This window comes from Megasphaera stantonii (assembly GCF_025567065.1).
GTDB classification, from domain to species: domain Bacteria; phylum Bacillota; class Negativicutes; order Veillonellales; family Megasphaeraceae; genus Megasphaera; species Megasphaera stantonii.
Genome location: NZ_JAOQKD010000048.1, coordinates 1 through 2090, shown reverse-complemented (window position 1 = coordinate 2090; position 2090 = coordinate 1). Strand labels below are relative to the sequence as shown.

Here is a 2090-nt window from a genome sequence, read left to right as displayed (position 1 = left end):
CGGCGTGTTTTGGGCTACCATACGCCGTCAGAGCTATTTGATGCATTCCTCGATGAAGTTTATGCTAGTGAGTGTGTTTCCTGATTATGGTTGTTCAAATTCAACTTGCAATTTACCTCCGCCACTTTTTGAGTATGTAACAATATAATAGTCATATTCCATATTTCCCGGCGTAAACTTGCCAGATGCCACTAAATCGCGAGCTTCATTCATAGCATTTGCTTTAACTTGTTCATAATTTTTAGAGACAAATCCCTTAAATTCGTCAAGCAAACTATGATTCCATTTCATCCCATATTGAGATACCGCTGCACCAGTTTCAGTATCTTCTTCTAATATAGAATTTACTGCAATCCCAACAACAGCACTATACAACTGCGCCTTAGCCGGATCGCCATCTGCTAATTTCAAGATTTCTTTACTTAACTGTTCGTTAACGCCAGCAGCCCATGCGCCGCTGCTGAAATTGCCGCCTGCAATTTGTGCCGTAAGGCCGCCTATTAACGTATGCAAGGCGACTTTATTGGCATCGCCATCTGCCCAGCCATAGTGTTCGCTTACTTTATGGATGAGCTCGTTGCCATTTTTAGCAAATAACTTTGCCAGTTCCTGTTTTTCTTCTATGGTCTTCTTATCAAAGATATGATCCAGTTTATTCAAGGCATTGGCCGTATCACGGTTGATTTGTGACAAATCCGTCTGTTCTTTCGTCGTTGTAATCGTCCCGGGCGCAATCGCAGAGTGGGTTGTCGACGAAGCTTCGTCTTCTGCCCCCGGCATCAAATCAGGCACAAATCCACTTTCGTTATAATGTTTGTATTTTTCTGCGTCTGTTCCATAATGCGTGTAAGATACGCCAATATCCTTTACATCGTATTCTGCCTTATTTCCCATATCTTCCATCGTCAGTGTACCCGTCGTCAGGCTGTTCTTATCTTCCGACGCGGTGCTGTCCAGGAGAGAGCCCGTAAGACGCGTATTATCTTCGACATGGACCGTAAATCCGCCTTCACCGGCATAGATACCGGCCTGCTGCGTTACGCTGGCATAGTCGCTGTCCATGCTGCCTTTTCCTAAGAAGGCCGATCCGCCCGTCGTTCCCGGGACATACGGCGTGGAATCATACTTACGGAAGGAGTCATCCAACCAGTCTTTCTTGCTGCCAGACGACATGGACACGGATATGCCGCCGCCCATGGAAGAGCTGTCGCCCCGATACGTTTCCGTATCCTGCAAACTGGAAATATTCAGATTTCCGCCTACGTCTACCTTCACCGTTTTCCCGCCTACTTGGGAACCCGTAATCGTTGTATCGTTCCCGGACTGCATGGTCAGCGTATCCGCCGCCGTCACAGTCGTCCCGGTATGGGTCGTCGTTTCCGTCGTTCCTTCGTCTTTTACCTTCGAGAAGCTGACGTCGACGCCGCTGATCGCCCCGCCGGTAATCGTCATCCCCAGGGAAGACCCTTTGCTGCTGTAATTTTCTGTAATGGTCTGCGTGTTTGTCCCTGCTCCCAAATCAATATCATGGGACGCTGCCAGGGTAACGTTCTGTCCCTGTATAGTTTCGCCAATGGCTTTTATATTTCCTTTCGCTGTATCTTCACTGCCGGCAGCGATTGTAATATTCCCCTCGCTTGCCAGCGTCCCGCCGGCATAGGTAACCGTATCGTTCTGGTATTCCTGCTTAAACGAGCTGGAACCGATACCGACATGAATACCGACAGAACCGATGCCGCCCTGTTCCATGGCGTGAATCTGGTCGTTCAGCGTCTTGCCGCCTTCATAGGCTTCTAAGGCCTGCAAGGTCTTATTATCCCTTGTCTGAGCCGTGCGAATCGTGCTGCGCACGCCTTCCGCAGCTTCAATCACCGGGCTGCTCAGGCTGATGGTAAGGCCCGACAGGGATTCTTCATGGGTCTGCCGTTCATGGGCTTCGTTCTGCTTGCCGTCAAGGATAATATCCTGGGCGGCAATATCTATGCCTGTCTTACCAATAATGTCCGTCGTCGTCAGGTGCGCCGTATCGCCGGCGGCAATCGTCACGCTGCCTTCGGAAGAGCCAATGGTCGTCCCGATCTGCGTCTTGA

General features: G+C 49.7%; 1 protein-coding gene. It reads right to left on the bottom strand.

What is annotated here, in order from left to right:
- Positions 1–84: 84 nt before the first annotated feature.
- Positions 85–2090, bottom strand: a 2006-nt coding sequence (locus tag OCV58_RS12150; protein WP_267312931.1) for a hemagglutinin repeat-containing protein, incomplete at its 5' end; no start/stop codon positions are given.